The sequence below is a fragment of the Sodalis sp. RH14 genome, from assembly GCF_047324285.1.
Lineage (GTDB): Bacteria > Pseudomonadota > Gammaproteobacteria > Enterobacterales > Enterobacteriaceae > Acerihabitans.
Genome location: NZ_CP178739.1, coordinates 493,747 through 510,483, shown reverse-complemented (window position 1 = coordinate 510,483; position 16,737 = coordinate 493,747). Strand labels below are relative to the sequence as shown.

General features: G+C 58.1%; 12 protein-coding genes. 10 read left to right on the top strand and 2 right to left on the bottom strand.

Translation table 11 applies throughout. The features are described 5' to 3' along the window. Positions 1-88: 88 nt before the first annotated feature. From fucR to ACL2XQ_RS02155, 5 genes are all read left to right on the top strand, one after another. Positions 89-811: an L-fucose operon activator gene (fucR, locus tag ACL2XQ_RS02175; RefSeq protein WP_413740023.1), complete on the top strand. Its 723-nt coding sequence runs from the start codon at positions 89-91 to the stop codon at positions 809-811. 194 nt (positions 812-1,005) lie between these two features. Then, positions 1,006-2,259 carry a DegT/DnrJ/EryC1/StrS family aminotransferase gene (locus ACL2XQ_RS02170; protein ID WP_413740022.1) on the top strand — a complete coding sequence of 418 codons (1,254 nt, stop codon included), beginning with the start codon at positions 1,006-1,008 and terminating at the stop codon, positions 2,257-2,259. Positions 2,260-2,373: 114 nt separating this feature from the next. Continuing rightward, a complete protein-coding gene (locus tag ACL2XQ_RS02165; protein WP_413728940.1) occupies positions 2,374-2,895 on the top strand; it encodes a 5' nucleotidase, NT5C type in 522 nt (173 codons plus the stop codon). A 251-nt stretch (positions 2,896-3,146) separates the two neighbouring features. Continuing rightward, positions 3,147-4,712 (top strand): MFS transporter, encoded by a 1,566-nt coding sequence (locus ACL2XQ_RS02160; RefSeq protein ID WP_410012298.1) that lies wholly within the window; start codon positions 3,147-3,149, stop codon positions 4,710-4,712. 33 nt (positions 4,713-4,745) lie between these two features. Further along, complete coding sequence (locus ACL2XQ_RS02155; protein ID WP_413727240.1) at positions 4,746-5,885, top strand: glycoside hydrolase family 88/105 protein; 1,140 nt, start codon at positions 4,746-4,748, stop codon at positions 5,883-5,885. Between the two features lie 20 nt (positions 5,886-5,905). Here ACL2XQ_RS02155 and ACL2XQ_RS02150 read toward each other — a convergent pair whose 3' ends face one another. Further along, positions 5,906-7,015, bottom strand: a complete 1,110-nt coding sequence (locus tag ACL2XQ_RS02150) for a hypothetical protein (RefSeq protein WP_413740021.1) — start codon at positions 7,013-7,015, stop codon at positions 5,906-5,908. Positions 7,016-7,204: 189 nt separating this feature from the next. Here ACL2XQ_RS02150 and ACL2XQ_RS02145 point away from each other — a divergent pair, with 189 nt between their 5' ends. The 5 genes from ACL2XQ_RS02145 to ACL2XQ_RS02125 are packed head-to-tail and all read left to right on the top strand — an operon-like array spanning position 7,205 to position 12,436. Beyond that, positions 7,205-7,690: a MarR family winged helix-turn-helix transcriptional regulator gene (locus ACL2XQ_RS02145; protein WP_410012302.1), complete on the top strand. Its 486-nt coding sequence runs from the start codon at positions 7,205-7,207 to the stop codon at positions 7,688-7,690. 5 nt (positions 7,691-7,695) lie between these two features. Further along, complete coding sequence (locus ACL2XQ_RS02140; protein ID WP_413740020.1) at positions 7,696-9,792, top strand: FUSC family protein; 2,097 nt, start codon at positions 7,696-7,698, stop codon at positions 9,790-9,792. Then, complete coding sequence (locus tag ACL2XQ_RS02135; protein WP_410012304.1) at positions 9,789-9,998, top strand: DUF1656 domain-containing protein; 210 nt, start codon at positions 9,789-9,791, stop codon at positions 9,996-9,998. The genes ACL2XQ_RS02140 and ACL2XQ_RS02135 overlap by 4 nt, the downstream gene beginning before the upstream one ends. Before the next feature lie 6 nt (positions 9,999-10,004). Continuing rightward, positions 10,005-10,928 carry an efflux RND transporter periplasmic adaptor subunit gene (locus tag ACL2XQ_RS02130; protein ID WP_410012305.1) on the top strand — a complete coding sequence of 308 codons (924 nt, stop codon included), beginning with the start codon at positions 10,005-10,007 and terminating at the stop codon, positions 10,926-10,928. Between the two features lie 2 nt (positions 10,929-10,930). Further along, a complete protein-coding gene (locus ACL2XQ_RS02125; RefSeq protein WP_413740019.1) occupies positions 10,931-12,436 on the top strand; it encodes an efflux transporter outer membrane subunit in 1,506 nt (501 codons plus the stop codon). 17 nt (positions 12,437-12,453) lie between these two features. Here ACL2XQ_RS02125 and ACL2XQ_RS02120 read toward each other — a convergent pair whose 3' ends face one another. After that, on the bottom strand, positions 12,454-16,680 hold the full coding sequence (locus ACL2XQ_RS02120; RefSeq protein WP_413740018.1) for a hypothetical protein: 4,227 nt from the start codon (positions 16,678-16,680) through the stop codon (positions 12,454-12,456). Positions 16,681-16,737 lie beyond the last annotated feature (57 nt).

Genomic DNA, 16,737 nt, shown 5'->3' with positions numbered 1-16,737 from the left:
GTCCGTTGCCGTATCTTATGCCGACAACCGCTTTCACACCCTGGCCTGGGGCGCCGGAAGCGGGACATCGGGTAAGCGGGAGGGCAAGATGAAATCAACGCGGCAGCAAGGTATCCTGGCGTTAATATCCCAACAGGAGGTCCTGAAGGTGGATGAACTGGCGGCGTGGTTCGACGTCAGCAAGGAAACCATCCGCCGGGATTTCAACAGCCTGCAGGACCAGGGCCTGATCATCCGTCAACATGGCCGGGCCAAAGGCATTGCGCGCGGCAAACCCGACAGCGGCGACTCGTTTAATGCCCGCGTCAAAAGCCATTTAAACAGCAAGGCTGATATCGCCGGCCAGGCCCTGACCTGGGTTGACGAGGATATGGTGATTGCCCTGGATGCCAGCACCACGTGCTGGTACCTGGCCAAAAAGCTGCCTGACATCCCCCTTACCGTGTTTACCAATAGCGTCCGGGTGTGCAGCGAGCTGGAAAAGAAATCCCATATTACGCTGGTCAGCTCCGGCGGCACGTTGCAGCGTAAATATGCCTGTTACGTCAATCCAGCGCTGTTTTCCATCGTCAGGCACCTTGATATCGACCTGTTTATTTTTTCCTGCGAAGGCATTGATAATGACGATATCATGTGGGATTCGAACGCGATCAACGCCGATTACAAGACCTTGATGCTCAACAAGGCCACGCAGTCGCTGTTGCTGATGGACAAAAGCAAGCTCGGGCGCAGGAGCACGGTGAAAATCGGACCGCTGGCCCTGGTGGCGCGGGTCATTTCCGATACGGAGTACCGAAAGCCGCCAACGTGATGCGCCCGCCGCTATGGCCGGGGAAACGAAAAACGGCGCATGGATATTAAAAACATAATATTTATTGCAAATAATTAAGTATATTAATGCTAAATCATTGAGCGAAAAATAACGTTAAAATTTTAACTTTATGATGATTTTTTTACATTAATGGCATAAGTTATTCTCCCGGCCATCAAGGAAGAATAAGCTATATGCTTAACATTATCGATATTAATCATCACGCACTTGAATTATTAAAGACTGGAAAATCCAACGCACGGGCAACCCATTTACCTATGGAAAGCGACGGCTTAATCAGTATTATTAATAACGAAGCCAAATACGACAGCGGCGCCCCTATTCCATTCCTCCCCTTCACCCGGCTTAATTCGGACAAAGAGCGGGCGGCTTGCCTGGAAGAAATGGAAAAAGTGGTGGCGTCAGGCCAGTTCACCAGCGGCGACTTTATCACCCGGCTGGAAAAACGGCTGGCGGCGTCTTACCGGGCGACGGCATGCATCGCCACCAGCAGCGGGACGGACGCGCTGAAAATTGCGCTGAAGGCCATCGGCGTCGGTGCGGGCGACGAAGTCATTGTGCCGCCCAACTCTTTCGCGGCCACGGAAAACGCCATATTTTCCATCGGGGCAAAGCCGGTCTACGCCAACATCGACGCCAGTTTCAATCTCAATCCAACCGAGATCCCGCGGCTGGTCACCCCGCACACCAAGGCCATCCTGGCCGTTTGCTTGTACGGCTCCGTCAGAAATATGAGCGCCATATCCCAAGAGGCCAGGCATCATGAGCTGCGCGTCATCATTGACGCGGCCCAGTGTTTCGGCATACCGGATATCATCAACTACGGCGATGTGGTGACGCTGAGTTTTAACCCGTTTAAAAACATCGGCGGATTCGGCAAGGCGGGCGCGTTGCTGACCTGTTCCTCGGCCATCGCCAAACGCGCCCGGCAATTTTCCTATCATGGCTTTTGCGAGGGTAAAAAAAACGTCAAAGCGCAGAACTGGGGGTTTAACAGCCGGATGGATAATATCCAGGCGGCGACGTTATTAGCCAAATTAACTTTTTTTGCCCTGAATGCGTTAAAACGATCTTACCTGGCTTATCGTTATATTAATAAGCTCGCTCTCCTGGAACATCGCGGATTTATTACGCTGCCCATCGAACAAACGGCCAACACCTGGCATTTATTCCCCATCCGGGTCAACGCGGGCAAGCGGGACGAGTTGATACGTTTTGCCAAAATAATGAATATCGAATTTGATATCTATTATCCCATATTAGGGTATGACGGGGCCAACGAGTTTGCCTTAACCTACCAGGATAAAATAAGTTTCGCTACCAGCCGCAGCATTCATGCCACGGTGCTCCATATTCCACTGCACAATCATATGTCCCTGGCAGAGCAGGACCGGATCGTCGGCGTTATCAACCAATTTTTCCAGTGAGCGCGCGCGTGATGCCGGGACAAGCGTGGCCAATTACCCGCTTGTTGGGCTAGTATTGTGCTCTACGATACCGGCCCGCCGCTGCACGGCGCGGCCTGAAAAACCGGAGGAGCCATGCAGACGATAGCCATAGATATGGATGAGGTGATTGCCGATTTCAACAGCAAAATGATCCGGCATTTTAATGCCGAATTTGGCGAACATATCGGCTTAAACGATCTTGCCGGACAGACTATTCAGCAATTGCGTCCGGCGCTGCGCGAGAAAATCAACCAGATGATCGGCGAGCCGGCGTTTTTCAGCGATCTGGATGTGATCGCCGGCGCGCAGGATGTGGTCCGGGAATTGAGCGGCAAATACCATGTTTTCATCACTACCGCCGCCATGGAATTCCCCGCCTCGTTTACCGCCAAGTTTAACTGGCTGCAAACCCACTTCGGTTTTTTAAGCGCCATGAATTTTGTCTTTTGCGGCAACAAGCGCATCCTCAACGCCGATTTTCTTATCGACGACAATGTCCGTCATTTTGAGCATTTCGTCGGCGAAGGCATCCTGTTTACCGCTCCGCATAATATCCATGCGCGCGGCTATCGCCGGGTCAACGACTGGCGGGAGGTGGCTGATCTTTTTTTGTAGGTTTGCGCCGCGGCGGACAGGGTTTGCTGATTAAATGAACCAATGTTTCTTAATAAAAGAAATAAAATTTTATAAATTTGAGCTTGATCGCCCCGCTCTTTATTTTTTTGCCATTCAATCACCGGGTCTGGCAACGGGAGAAAGGTTTCTCGCCGCCCCAGGCGCTAGGGTTGACAGCGACAATGAGGATTACGGTCGGTTGACCGTTTTTTACCATGCCCTGTCAACGCCTTATCCGGGGAAGCATGACGATGAAAATACGCTCCATAGGTTTACCGCAATACCTGGCTTATGGCTCCGGCGATTTCCTGGGCGCGGGCACCACCGCCCTGACCGCCGCCTGGCTGCTTTATTTCTACACCACGTTTTGCGGCCTCTCGCCCATCGAGGCCACCTTTATCTTTGCCTGCGCCCGGGTGCTGGACGCCGTGGTCAGCCCGCTGATGGGCTACCTGACCGATAACTTCGGCGGCACCTGGCTGGGCAAGCGCTTCGGCCGCCGTAAGTTTTTTATCCTGCTCGGCATTCCCTGCGTGTTCAGCTACTGCCTGATGTGGGTCGGCGGCATGGGCTACGGTTATTACCTGCTGACCTATCTGCTGTTCGACGTGGTCTACACCATGATCCTGGTGCCCTACGAAACCCTGGTGCCGGAAATGACCGACGATTTTAAACAAAAATCCAAGTTCTCCGGCGCGCGCATCGCCCTGGCGCAGCTGTCCGCCATCCTGGCCGCCTTTTTGCCCGGCATCCTGCTGTCGCATTTCGGCAAGGACAACGCCATTTCCTTTTTCTACGCCAGCGTGGTGTTCGCGGTGATCTGCGCGCTGGTGCTGACCCTGGTCTACCTGTTTACCTGGGAGCGGCCGGCGGCGCTGAAATCGGAGGCGGTATTAAAGCTTGAGCGTGAAAAACAGCAGCTGACCCTGGGACAAAGCCTGCGGCGCCTGCATATCGAACTGTCCTCCACGCTGCGCGTGCGCATTTTTCGCCAGCATCTGGGCCTGTACCTCGGCGGCTACATCGCCCAGGACGTGTTCAACGCGGTGTTTACCTATTATGTGGTGTTCGTGCTGATGCAAAGCGCCACCGTGGCCTCCAACCTGATGGGGGTGATGGCGATCCTGCAGTTCGTGGCGGTGATCGGCATGATCCCGCTGTGCATCCGCTTCGGACCGGCGCCGTCCTACCGGCTGGTGGTCACCCTGTTCGGCCTGAGCGCGCTCTCCTACGGCGTGCTGTACTACGCCGGCCTGAGCGACACGTTCTCGCTGCTGCTGCTGGTATCGGCCGTGGCCGGCCTTGGCCGGGGCGGCATCAACTATGTGCCCTGGAATATCTACACCTATATCGCCGATGTGGACGAGGCGATCACCGCCCAGCGGCGCGAGGGCATCTTCGCCGGCATCATGACGCTGACGCGCAAGGCGTCCCAGGCCGGGGCGGTAATGCTGGTGGGGGTGTTCCTGCAGCTGTCGGGGTTCGTTTCCGGGCAGAAAGTGCAGTTGCCGCAGGTAAGCCACGCCATCCTGGCCATCCTGTGCATCGGCACGGTGCTGGTGCTGACCGCGGGTTTCATTATTTCCCTGCGCTTTAAGCTGAACCTGAAAACCCACCGCATCCTGCAGCTGGAAACGCAAAAAATGCGCGCGGCCAATCATCCGCTGCCGCAGCAGATCACGCCGGAGGCACGGGCCACCGTGGAGACGCTGACCGGCATGAAATACGAATCGCTGTGGGGCAATAACAACATCGGCTACCTTAACCGCCATAAAGGCGCGCCGGAAAAAGCCGCGCCCACCGGGCACCTGATTTAATCTATCTATAAAGACATCGGCAGGACGACATACATGACTATCTTTAGCGTAAAACACAGCCCGTTGCTCCGGCAGCCTGAATATCTGTTACCCCGCGACCGGTTAAAAGGGTTGATCGGCAAAGTGACCGATAACCTGATCAATATCGAGGATCGCACCGGCGAGTTTTTACTGCGCCTCGACGACGGACGGGTCATCGACACCAAGGGATGGGCCGGGTGGGAATGGACGCACGGCATCGGCCTGTACGGCATTTATCAATACTACCAGCAAACCGGCGACGACCGGATGCGGGGGATTATCGACGACTGGTTCGCCGCCAGGCTGGCGGAGGGCACGCCCACCAAAAACGTGAACACGGTGTGTCCGCTGCTGACGCTGGCCTACCGCTATGAGGATACCGGCAATCCAGCCTGGCGCCCTTACCTGGAGCGCTGGGCGGAATGGGTGATGTACGAGATGCCGCGCACCGAAAAAAACGGGTTGCAGCATATCGTCTATAACAATGAAAACCATCAGCAGTTGTGGGACGATACGCTGATGATGAGCGTGCTGCCCCTGGCGAAAATCGGCAAATTGCTCAACCGGCCGGAGTTCGTGGCGGAAGCAACCTATCAATTTTTACTGCATATCCAGTACCTGATGGATCGGGAAACCGGGCTGTGGTTTCACGGCTGGAGTTTCGCCGGCCGGCATAATTTTGCCCGTGCGCGCTGGGCGCGCGGCAACAGCTGGCTGACGGTGGCCATTCCGGAATTTATCGAGTTGCTGGATTTGCCGGAACAGGACCCCACGCGCCGCTATCTGCTCGAGGTACTGACCAGCCAAATCGACGCCCTGGAAAAATGCCAGGATGAGAGCGGCCTGTGGCATACGCTGCTTGATGAGCCGCAGTCGTACCTTGAAAGCTCAGCCACCGCCGGTTTTGCCTATGGCATACTGAAGGCGCTGCGCAAACGCTACATCGACCCGCGCTACCGGGCAATGGCGGAAAACGCGGTGCGCGGCGTCATCGGCCGCATAAACCAGGACGGCGAGTTGACCGATGTGTCGTTCGGCACGGCGATGGGCAGCGAGCTGGAATATTACCGCCAGATCCCCCTGACGTCCATGCCCTACGGCCAGGCCATGGCCATATTGTGCCTGACGGAGTATTTGCGGGTCTATATCTAAACCCGGCCATTGCCGATCGCTTAGGCAAACTCCGCGGTATTATTCTCAAAAGAAGCAAATAACGTTGACCGGCTGCCGTCGCGAAAAAAGGCGCGCAGCCCGCTCAACGCGATATCATAATCGTTGAATAAAAACAGCTTGTGGATGACCCTTAATGGCGGCCATCGTGTCCTTAGCAACCCCGCCGCTATAATGATCTGCGACAGGCTAAGCACGGGGACGGCATCGCCCGGCGCCCCGGCGGTGCGAAGGCGCGCGCTTTTCCAGAGCTGATGTAATTGCGTTGTCAGCCTGTTATAAATGACATCGGCGTATGTATCAGCGCTGGAGACCATATCATAATGCCCTTGGTCATTCACAGAGCATTTTAGTATACAATTAAGCCAGATAAGTTTATTACTGCCTTTGAGCACAGCCGTTAATTCTTGATAATAGCTGTCTATATTATTGTTTAGTGCGAAAATAATATTCACACAGTTGGCTTCTTCCAGCTCTTCGGTAATATGCCCGCGCATGCAGACCTGGCCCGCCAATTGTTTTTCCTGCGACGGCGTCAAATCTTTCATCGCTATCGCCGGCGGCGCCATGGACAGCACAATGGCGGCGCCGTCGTCCCTGTCGCCTGCCGCCCAAGCCCCCGCGCCCGCCATAGGATCAAGATACGCCCGCTCGGTGGAAAAAGTCTCGATGCAAGAGCCGGTGCATTCACGGAAAACCCTGATGGCGTCGGCAAAATCCTCATGGGCATACATAACGTCGATGCAGCGCCAGCGAAGATGCGTAAATCCCTTATCGGTTAATAACCGGCTGATGACATATTCCGCCAAAAGTCCGCCGGCACCCAGTGAAATCAGGGTTAGCGGCTGTTGCCTGGGCAAGTCCATGGCAATGATGCGATCGACCAGACAGCGGGTAAAATGGATGCGCGCGCTAAGGGAAGCGGTATCGGCATGTTCAAACCAGCGCATGCCGTGATAAAAGCGATATGCGCCGTAGCGGCAGGGCTGCACATAGGTCTTCAGGATAAAATGATCAAGCGAAAAGCGAGGCGTTTCCGGCGGCCCATCATCAACGGCGTGCAGGCAGGCCGCCTCTCCCAATACATGGCCGGTTAATAACGGATCTGGCATGGCGTAGTCATCCTTATCAGTACGCAACAACGCGTTAGTGGATAGCTATGATCACTATGTATGGGTAATAAACCTAGTCCCGAATCGGCAAAGACTGCATAACGAAAAGCGGCCGATCCGTTGACGCATGCCCCTGATCACCATATAGTTAGCAAACTACCTAATTACATACTAACGATAGCGATGACTATGCCGAAAACCCGCGCGCAGGCGCTGATGGCGATGACCATGGCCCTGGGCCAGCTACAACGGGCCTATCGGGCCAAGGCGGATAAACTGGTCGCGCCGCTGGGACTCTCCTCCGCCATGGCCTGGCCGCTGGTGCTGATAGGCCGTCATCCCGAAGGGATACGTCCCGGCGGGCTGTCGGAAGAACTAGGGATCGAGGGCCCCTCCCTGGTGCGCTCACTCAACCAACTGGTGGATGCCGGGCTGGTGTTGCGCCAGGACGACCTGGTGGACAAGCGCGCCAAGGTTCTGCACCTGACGCCGGCGGGCAGCGCTATCCAGATACGGATCGAGGCGATGCTGAACGACTTTCGCGCCACGCTGTTCGAGGACGTGCCGCAGGCGGACATTGACGCATGCCTGCGGACTTTTTGCCTGCTGGAACGGCGGCTGGGTATCAACGGATCTTCGTCCCTGGACGACGCGCTAATCAACACGCCGGCCTGATGACCATGACGTTGCCTGCCTTGAGGCTGTTTTCCCGCGCGGAAATGATTTATTCGCTGAAAAGCTTTACGGCGGCGATGATGGCACTCTATTTGTCCAGCCGCGCCGGGCTGCCCAATACCTTCTGGTCGATGATGACGGTCTATGTGGTCAGCCAGCCGCTGGCCGGCATGGTGCGATCGAAGGCGGTCTACCGCCTGTGCGGCACGTTTATCGGCAGCACCGCCACGGTATTTATCATTCCCGCCCTGTCCAACGCGCCGGTGCTGCTGGTGCTGGCCATGGCGCTGTGGGTCAGCGTCTGCCTGTTTATTTCCCTGCTCGACAGAACCCCGCGCTCCTACGCCTTTATGCTGGCCGGCTACACGGCGGCGCTGATCGGTTTTCCATCGGTACAGACCCCGGATTTGATCTTTAATACCGCCATCACCCGGGTGGAGGAAATCTGCCTGGGGATTTTATGCGCCACCCTGGTACACAGCGTGGTGCTGCCGGCAGGCTTGACGGGCAGCGTCATGGGCCTGCTGGACAAAACCTTAACCGATACCCGGCGCTGGCTGAAGGATATTTTTTCCGCCCCGGCGCCGCTTCCCCCCACCGCAGGGGAGGACGGCGCCACTTCCGCGGCGCGCCTGCGCCTGTCGGTGGATATTACCCAACTGCGGCTGCTGGCCACCCATATCCCGTTTGATACCGGCAATCTGGCCTGGACGACGGGCGCTATGCGTACCATGCAGGACCGGGTGGCGGAACTGATCCCCACGCTCTCCGGGGTGGAGGATCGCCTGCAGGCGCTGTATCGGGCGGAAGGCGGCTGGAGCCCCGATGTGCTGGCGGTGCAACGGCAAATCAGCGCCTGGCTGGCGGCCAACGAACCGCTAATGGCCGGCGTCGAGGTCCGGCTCACCCCGGCGGAGTATCACGACCAGCGCCTGGCGCTGAGGGAATCGGCAACACGGCTGGAATCCGGCGGTAATCACAGCCCGTGGTCGCGGGCGTTGCGCATTTCGCTGGTCAGCTACCTGGAAGAACTGGTGATGAAATGGCAGGAGTGCATAGTGCTGCGCCAGGATATCGCCACCGCCATGCGGCTCGGCGTCATGCCCAGGCGCCGCCTGGCCGCCGTCGGCAACCGGGTGCTGCATCGGGATCTGGGCATGGCGCTGCTTTCGTCGCTGGCGGCCTTTATCGCCATCGGCCTGTGTTGCGTGTTCTGGATCCAAATCGGCTGGGCCGACGGCGCCACCGCGGCCATGATGGCGGCGGTGTTTTGCAGCTTTTTCGCCGTCATGGACGATCCGGTGCCCGCCATCAATAATTTCCTTAAATACACCTTCCTGTCGGCTCCCATATCGGCGATTTATATTCTGGTGCTGCTGCCCGCGGTACATGACTTCGGCATGCTGGTACTGATATGCGCGCCGCTGTTCCTGGTGCTGGGCTGCTACAGCGCCCGCCCGGCCCTGCTTATGGTGGCGCTGCCGCTGCTGTTCGGCGTGGCGGGCACCCTGTCGCTGCATGATACCGCCCATGCGGACGTCACCAGCTTTATCAACAGCACCACCGCCCAGTTATTGGGAACCTTCGTGGCGGCGCGGGTAACCCGGTTATTTCGCTCTGTCGGCGCCGACTGGAGCGCGCGCCGTATCCGCCGGGCAATACGCCGCGACCTGGTGGCGATGGCCAGGGGCGTAAAAGCGCAGCAGCTGCAAATTTTTGCCGTCAGGATGATCGATCGCATCGGCCTGCTGGTGACGCGCATCGCCCAGGGCGAAACCAACCGGCACCATAGCGTCGCCAGGGAAACCCTGCGCGATCTGCGCCTGGGGGTGAATATCATCGCGCTGCAGCAGGCGCGGCGGCATTTTCCGGCGGTGGACTTCGGCGCGCTGCTCGCCCAGTTGTCCCAGTTGTTCCGCTCGGCGGAAAACCTGCCCGCCGTGTCGTTGCATCGTGCCGTCGACCAGGCGCTGGGCACGATGCTCGACATGCCGGAACCCACCCCGCAGTGGCGCAGCGCCATTTCCGCCCTGGTGGGGCTGCGCAATAACCTGTTCCCCGACGCCCCCGTCGCCCTGAACGTTAAGGAGGAGGCGCCATGATTGGCGAAGCCAGTTTTTATGGTCTCTTTTTCCCCTGGCTGATGGTGCTGGCACTGGCCGCGCTGGGGCTATTCTGGGCGGTACGGCGCCTGCTGGCGATGGGCGGTTTTTATCGCTGGGTCTGGCATCCGGCCTTGTTCGATATCGCCGTTTATTTCCTTTTACTTTATGGGATTACCCATGTCACGTATCTTTTGCAGCGATAACCTACGATGAAATCCGACACTTTTGCCTTACGTTCGCGGCAAGCGATCCGCGTATTGATTACCCTGCTGGTGACGCTGGCGGCCATTTGGGCGGTATTGCAGCTATGGGATCATTATGAACTGGCCCCCTGGACCCGGGACGGCCGGGTGCGCGCCAACGTGGTGCCCATCGCGCCGGATGTTTCCGGCCTGGTGACCGAGGTGGCGGTGCATGATAACCAGCGCGTGGCGGCCGGCGCATTGTTATTCGTGGTGGATCGCAGCCGCTATGAACTGGCGGTGCGGCAGGCGGAAGTCGGCCTTAACTCCCAGCGCATCGCCATCGCCCAGGCCCAGCGCGAGGACAAGCGCAATGCCCAGTTGGGCACGCTGATCCCGCAGGAGGAACGGGAACGCACCCGCACCCAGCTCGACCAGGCGCAAAACGCCCTGGCCCAGGCCGAGGTCGCGCTGGACAGCGCCCGGCTGAACCTGCAGCGGGCCCAGGTGCGTTCGCCGGTCGACGGCATGGTGACCAATCTTGATCTGCGCCAGGGCAGCTATGCCACCACCGGCAAACCGGTGATGGCGCTGGTGGATACCGGATCGTTTTACGTCGAGGGTTATTTTGAGGAAACCAAGCTGCCGCGCATTCACCTTGGCGATCCGGTCCGGGTTATCCCCATGGGCGGCAATGGGCCGTTCAAGGGTACGGTGGAAAGCATCGCCGCCGGCATTGCCGAACGCGATCGGCTGACCGGCGATAACCTGCTGCCCAGCGTGAACCCGACCTTTAACTGGGTAAGGCTGGCGCAGCGTATCCCCGTACGGGTGAAAATCGGCGCTTTAGCGCCGGATCAGCGGCTGGTGGCTGGCGAGACGGTTACCGTGGAGGTGGCGGGGTCGTCCAGCGGCATCATTAACCTCCATCCCGTCGCGCAAGGACGCTAGCCATGCCGATGCAAGCCATGATTGCCGGATATCAAAAATTTCCGTTCGGGCCGGCCTGCGCCATAGTGCTGGCCCTGGCCGGCCTGAACGCCTGCTCGTTACAACCGGTCGGGCCGGACTACCGGGCTCCCGCATCAACGCTGGTCACCCGCGCCGGCAGCCTGCCGCTGGTGGATGAAAAAACGAACGCCCCGGCGCAGGCCGGAGCCGCGCCGGCCAGCGCCCAACCGCTGCCGGACCGCTGGTGGCAGCTTTACCGGGATGCCAGGCTTGACCGCCTGGTGGCCCAGGCGCTGGCGCGTAATACCGATCTGCGTGTCGCCATGGCCAATCTTGAGCGGGAGCAGGCCTTGCTCGGGGAAGCCGGCAGCGCGCAAAATCCCACGCTCGGTGTTAACGCCAGGCCTTATTACGGCCATCCGTCCGGGCTGTCCGAATTGCAGCCGGGTTATGTGCCGGATAACGCCTGGCACTACGACAGCGGCCTGAACTTGTCCTATCAGCTGGATTTGTTCGGCCAGATCCAGCGCGCCATCGAGGCCGCCAACGCCGACAGCGAGGCGGCCCGGGCGGCCCTTGATCTGGTCAGAATCAACGTGGCGGCGAACACCGCCCGCGCCTATGCCGAGATCTGCGCCACCGGCCTGCGGCTGCAAACCGCCCGGCGTTCTATCGACCTGCAGCGTCAATCGGTGGCGTTAACCGGCCGGCTGCTACAGGCGGGCCGCACCGGTGAACTGGATACCGTACGCGCCCGCGCGCAGTTGCAACAGCTCACGGCTACCCTGCCGCCCCTGCTGGCCCAGCGCCAGAACGCGCTCTACCGTCTGGCCACCCTTACCGGGGCGCTGCCGCAGGATTTTCCGCGTGATGTCGCCGACTGCGTGACGCCGCCCCGCCTCAGCCGGCTTATCCCGATGGGGGACGGCGCCGCGCTCCTGCGCCGCCGTCCGGATATCCGCCAGAACGAGCGTCAGTTGGCCTCCGCCACCGCCCGGGTCGGCGTGGCGATGGCCGATCTCTATCCCAAAATCACCCTGGGCCTGGCGGGCAGCTCCGCCGGCTTGATGAACGGCATCGGCGAAAAAGATACCTATGGCTGGAGCCTTGGACCGCTGATTTCCTGGACGATCCCCAATAATGGCGTGGCGCAGGCGCGCATCGCCCAGTCCCAGGCGGCCACAAAAGCCAGTCTGGCCCGCTTTGACGGTTCCGTCCTGACCGCGCTGCGGGAAGTGGAGACCGCCCTGAATAACTACGCCCGGGAACTGGACCGCTACCAGGCGCTGCGCGCTGCGGGTAAAGAAACCCGTGACGTGGCGGAAAAAACCCGCCGGCTGTACGCCAGCGGCAAAATAGGCTATCTGGATGTACTGGACGCGGAACGCAGCCTGGCCGACAGCGACGCCGCCCTGGCGCAGTCTCAGGCGCAACTGGCCGACGATCAGGTGATGCTGTTCCGGGCGTTGGGCGGGGGCTGGGAAACAGCGCAGGGCGCGATAAAATAGAGGCGCACGCCCTGCCGCTAAGGGGTATTGATAAATTCCACCTCGACGGGCAAATGCGCGGGGCGCTGCTTAATTATATTCTTGCTAACGTCGATAAGCTCCAGGTCACGCGGCACGTTGGTCATAATGGCTTTCAATTTATTGTCGGCGATGAAAATCTTTTTTATGCCGGCGGGCAAGTTTTCAGACAGGGACTGGATATGGTTTTGGTTCAGGTTGATCAGCCGCAGCCCGGGCGGGAAGTGGGTGTTTGCCAACGTGGTGATATCATTATGCTGTAGCCCGATAGACCTTATTTTAGGTGGCCAGGTTGGCGGCAGTTCCATGATAAAGTTGTGGTTTGCCGACAAGGTAATCAGCGTTGGCGGCAATAGCCGCTGTATATCACTTATCTGGTTGTTATTGAGTTTCAGATGCAACAACTGGCTGAACTGCCATTGCTGGGGTATTTTGTTGATTAAATTAAAGCTAAGATCCAGATTGGTTAATTTGTGCGGTACTACCGCCATTCCCTGCGCTAAAATATTATTCGCGGCGCTGAAAATAGTTAACGTCTCCGGTAACCGGGGCAACTCGGTCAGAAAATTATGGTCCAGGTAAAGACTTTTTAATTTCAGCTGGCTAATGTCGGGTAACGTGGTTAATTCATTATTATTAAGTTTTAACGACATCAATTTCCCATGGCTAATCAGGTTGACCATATTAATCTCGTTATAGCTGACGTCAAGTTCGGACAAGTTCGGCGCCTGCGTGGCGGGAAGTTTTTGTAACTGGTTGTGATGGACGATAAGGGTTTCCAGCTTATCCGCCTGCACCCGGGGTAACAGGCTAAAACGATTATGGCTGATATCCAGGTGCGTTAAATTGGGCAGCGGAACGCCTTGAAAGTGTCGCAGCTCATTGTGGCTAAGCTTCAGTTTCACCACCTGTGGCGGTAATGCCGTGGGTAAAGACCTCAGGCCCAACCCCCTTAAATCAAGTTCCTTCAGGTTATCTCGCAGGCAGAACTGCAATGTTACCACCGCATTGCCGCGCTGTTCGTGGCTGCTCCCGCCGGCTGCCCATCGATGCCATATGTCATTGAAATGGGCATGTTCTTTTGCCAGGAGCAAATCGGATTGCCGGGGAAAAAGCGCCGGGACGCGATGAGCGTTATCCGCTGCAGGAGAAGCAAGGCCGGTATGGCTTAATGTCCCCGGGTAGGAAGGACCCAGGATACGCTGTTGCATAGCAAGCGGCAGGTCAAGAATGCGACGCCATGTCACCGGCGCGGCGTTTTGCAACATCTCGCGCCCCCGGGCCGTTAATACCCCGTCCGGGCTTACATAGCCCCGCCATTGGCGCACAGAAATGCGCCACCGCGCGATAAGGGCCAGGGTAGTGGTCGGTAATGGACCGATGGCGTTTTCCACCCATGCCGCCAGGTGTTGGGCCGTGACCCAGGCATAGGGCTGGCCGGAAGATGCGGCGGCGAATGCTTTCCCCGCCCCCGGCGCGCCCCGCCCGCCCATACCCTGCTCCAGAATGTTTCGCAACCGTTTGGCCATGGGCAAAGGTATCGCCTGCAATATATTGCCAAGGGCCAACTGGTATTTTTTGCCGAAGGCTTCGCCGGTCTCGGGATTAAAACGGACATAAACGTCCTGGCCCGCCAGCTTATCGCCCCCGAGTTTTACCACCGGCAGTTCCTTGTCCAGCCCCGCCAGCCGAGCCATTATTACCGGTGTAGCGGGCGGCGCCATTACCGGCGGTAGACGCTGTTCAAGCCCCAGGCGTATTTTTTGCCATACCGGTAGTCGGCCGTTCATGAATTCGGCGATGGAGACCAGCTGTTTAAACGTCCGGGCGCCGGCGAAGCCCGCCAGTTCAACGCCGGGATCCATGGCCCTGATGGCCGTCAGGCCAAGCGAAATCATGGCCTGGCGGTTCAGCTCGCGCGACGCCGGCAGCACGGCGAAGTGGACGACATCCGTTCCGGCCCGGCGCAGCGTTTCCCTGAATGACGCGCGCACAACCAGGGCGCCGAGGCTGGCGCGCAGGGCAACTATGCCGCCCATGGCGCCGCGTTGTGCAAATCGGGCCGATAGCGCCACGCCCTGCCCAGCCAGGGGAACCAGGGAAAACGCGTCCGTCAGGCAGGGGATGATCGCCTCCCTGCGCCCTTCCTCGAGTCCCGTTAAGCAATCATGAAACGGAACCAGTGACAGCAGGAACTTTTGTGTTTTTTCCCATGACGTTTCTTCAAAACCGAATTGATGCAATTGGTCCATCAGCCGCTGCTTATGCCGCATGACCAAATTTTCGATCAACGGCCCCAGCGTATCGCCGGCACTTTTCATCAGCGGCGCATTGACGGCCTTCTCATAAATTTCCAACTGATAGTCCGGATCTTTTCTCGCCGTCGTGGGGTCCGTCATCAGCGCATAATAATGTGCCGTTATCTTATCCACGCGCTCAAGGCTATAACCCGCCTGCGAGGGTCGCAGGGCAAAAATCCGTATTTCGCTCCCCACGGACGCGGCCAGCAGGTCTACCTCGGGCAATAGCGCGATGGAATAAGCGTGTCGGGGAATATGCCTTGCGCCCATGAGATGCTTCAGGCTTTTAAAGGCGCTGAATTTTGCCGATATTAACCTCACCGCTGCGCCGGCGATAAATTCAGACGCCACCGACGCCCGATCCTCCAGCAACCGCGACAGCATTAATGCGTCCACCACGGCGTATTTAGCGGCAATATCCTCATTTTGACTCTGGAACAGCGCCGTAGCCTGCGCCAAATCCGGCGACAATGCGGTACGGGTTTGGTATTTCCCCAGCGCCGAGAGTAAAATTTCCGCCGGATTATGGTCGTTTTTATATTTTTCGCCGGCGGCAAAGAACGCCTCGAGGGCAACAGAGGAGGCATTCGTCCCATGGAAGATATTTTCCACCTGCCGTTCTGTCGCCGGCAACCTTTGTTGCCGGCTATAAAAAATCCTGGCCGGCGCGTCAAATAAAAACAACACTTCGGCATCAATCACCGCGGCGCTTAGCATCTCTTCCAGCGAATACCCTAGCTGGAGCAATTCTTCTTTCGACAGGAGAGAACCGTCCAGCGCCAGGCTGTCGGCATAACGCAGCCCGGCATGCAAATAGACCCATTCCACGCTGCCAACATCCATGCCGGCAAAAGGCGCGGTTTCGTTATAAAACCGCAAGGTCGGCATGTCGGCAAAGACCACATTGTCCAGGATATAGCGCTGGGCGGATTGGCTTAACGCCTGGCCCGCGTCCGGGGAAGCCGCGTCCTCTTGCGCCGTGGCGGGGGCCGCCAGCTCAGCTTCGATGGCGGAAAATAGGTGCCTTATGGCCGTGCGCGAGGGGGGATTTTCATCGTCGCCGGACCTGTCGCACACCAGGGCGCGGGCAATAAACTCGCCGATGCCGGGTTTAAAGACCACCGCATCCAGCCACTGGCTGAAAATACGCTGCTGCTGTTTTTCAGATAATAGCTCCGCGCGATATGATCCAAAATCACCCGACGGCTTGCTCAGTTCCCTGGCCAGGCTGGGTAATATGCCGGGATTATCCTGTAACGAATCAATACATCGGTTGATCAAGGGGTAAATATGATTGGCGACATCGTCAACGGCGGCGAGACGTTCTTTTATCAGCCACGCCGTAATCCGGCGGGTTTGCGCTTTCACTTTATTGGCCGCCGGATCATCCACGCCGGACGGGCCGCGCAGGTTTATGCCATGATCATGCCTGGTTTTTAATGCCGCATGCCGACGCTGGCGCCGCGCGAGCGTGGAGCGGCCGGCGATTACGTCACCGCGCCCCATTTCGGCGTCGCCGGATTTTATCCACGCCGGGTTGACCATGGCGGGCAATATGCCCCCCTCACCCGCTTTCGCATCGGTTCGGGCGAGAATAAGGCTGGCGTGCCAATAATGGCGGCGATCGCCGGCGTTCCCCGTCTGGCGTTCAGCGGCGAGCGGGGCAGCCGGCGATACCGGCGAATGTGTGTTCTTTTTATGCGCCACCGGCGGCAAAATGCGGGTCGACGTATGAGCCGTGATATTCGTTATAAATAGCAAACTTTGCAGCAGCAGATCCGCGCGCGCGCGTTTAAGCGGGTCGCCGGGGTGCTCGGATAAATAGCGAATGATTTGACGCTGATATTTTTGATCCGCAACGTTAATGGCGGTTTTATTGTGATAAATACCAATGCAATTTCTGCTGGCAAGGGGACATTGCGGCATAATTAACTCCGGCAGCGGACATTAAAGAACCTTGGGATATTGATTATAACAGGGGGG

Bases quoted from the DNA above. Each gene is read 5' to 3' on its own strand.
- fucR (WP_413740023.1), top strand. From the start codon at position 89: ATGAAATCAACGCGGCAGCAAGGTATCCTGGCGTTAATATCCCAACAG.
- ACL2XQ_RS02170 (WP_413740022.1), top strand. From the start codon at position 1,006: ATGCTTAACATTATCGATATTAATCATCACGCACTTGAATTATTAAAG.
- ACL2XQ_RS02165 (WP_413728940.1), top strand. From the start codon at position 2,374: ATGCAGACGATAGCCATAGATATGGATGAGGTGATTGCCGATTTCAAC.
- ACL2XQ_RS02160 (WP_410012298.1), top strand. From the start codon at position 3,147: ATGAAAATACGCTCCATAGGTTTACCGCAATACCTGGCTTATGGCTCC.
- ACL2XQ_RS02155 (WP_413727240.1), top strand. From the start codon at position 4,746: ATGACTATCTTTAGCGTAAAACACAGCCCGTTGCTCCGGCAGCCTGAA.
- ACL2XQ_RS02150 (WP_413740021.1), bottom strand. From the start codon at position 7,015: ATGCCAGATCCGTTATTAACCGGCCATGTATTGGGAGAGGCGGCCTGC.
- ACL2XQ_RS02145 (WP_410012302.1), top strand. From the start codon at position 7,205: ATGCCGAAAACCCGCGCGCAGGCGCTGATGGCGATGACCATGGCCCTG.
- ACL2XQ_RS02140 (WP_413740020.1), top strand. From the start codon at position 7,696: ATGACGTTGCCTGCCTTGAGGCTGTTTTCCCGCGCGGAAATGATTTAT.
- ACL2XQ_RS02135 (WP_410012304.1), top strand. From the start codon at position 9,789: ATGATTGGCGAAGCCAGTTTTTATGGTCTCTTTTTCCCCTGGCTGATG.
- ACL2XQ_RS02130 (WP_410012305.1), top strand. From the start codon at position 10,005: ATGAAATCCGACACTTTTGCCTTACGTTCGCGGCAAGCGATCCGCGTA.
- ACL2XQ_RS02125 (WP_413740019.1), top strand. From the start codon at position 10,931: ATGCCGATGCAAGCCATGATTGCCGGATATCAAAAATTTCCGTTCGGG.
- ACL2XQ_RS02120 (WP_413740018.1), bottom strand. From the start codon at position 16,680: ATGCCGCAATGTCCCCTTGCCAGCAGAAATTGCATTGGTATTTATCAC.